Below are 694 nucleotides of genomic sequence, written 5' to 3'. Positions count from 1 at the left end.
CTTGCGTAAATTACACCTCAAGCCAAACAGGACTGGCAACAAATCAAATGGAGGTAACTAAATTTTACGAGGTAATCAAACATGAAAAAATTAATTCTAGCTTCAACTCTTGCACTAATGTCCGCGTCTTCTTTTGCAGCAGACGATCACTCAGGCTTCCGCGTCGGTGGTGGTTTTGGTACTGATATTGGTAAGTATCAACTGCGTGAAAGCGTTGGTGACGTGAAGTATGAAGCCGACCCATCAGTAGTACTAGAAGCTGGTTATGACTTCAACAGTATCTTTGCAATTAATGTTAAAGGTTCAGGGACTGGCTTTAAATCTTACGAAAATAAGAAAGATAAAGGCTCTAAGGAGCATACAGCATATGATCTAGCAGTTGAAGCCGAGGTTGGTTACACATTCGTTACTCCGGGTGATGCATCAATCAAGCCATACGTAGCACTAGGTGCAGTAGGTTTTGATAAGGACACGAGTGCTTTGATGCTTGGTGAAGAAAAAGCGGCGGTACGAGCACGTGGCGCGGCTGGTGTACGTATGACTCTGGATAACGGTGTTTACTTTGACGGTCGTATCCAAGCTACTGATGTGACTGAAAAAGATAAGAAATTCAATGGTAAAGACGACCTACTAACTCAAGGTATGGTTACCGTTGGTTATAAGTTCTAACTCAACTCTTTCGTTGATATGAACA

At 42.4% G+C, this 694-nt stretch carries 1 protein-coding gene; it reads left to right on the top strand.

Annotated elements, in window-relative coordinates; translation table 11 throughout:
- Positions 1 to 81 precede the first annotated feature (81 nt).
- Positions 82 to 669 carry an outer membrane beta-barrel protein gene (locus D5I41_RS21675; RefSeq protein WP_119011047.1) on the top strand — a complete coding sequence of 196 codons (588 nt, stop codon included), beginning with the start codon at positions 82 to 84 and terminating at the stop codon, positions 667 to 669.
- Positions 670 to 694: the final 25 nt, after the last annotated feature.

Source organism: Vibrio superstes, assembly GCF_003569005.1.
In the GTDB taxonomy this organism is placed as follows: domain Bacteria; phylum Pseudomonadota; class Gammaproteobacteria; order Enterobacterales; family Vibrionaceae; genus Vibrio; species Vibrio superstes.
The sequence above is the reverse complement of the archived record's forward strand: the minus strand, read 5'-3'. Positions and strand labels throughout refer to the sequence as shown.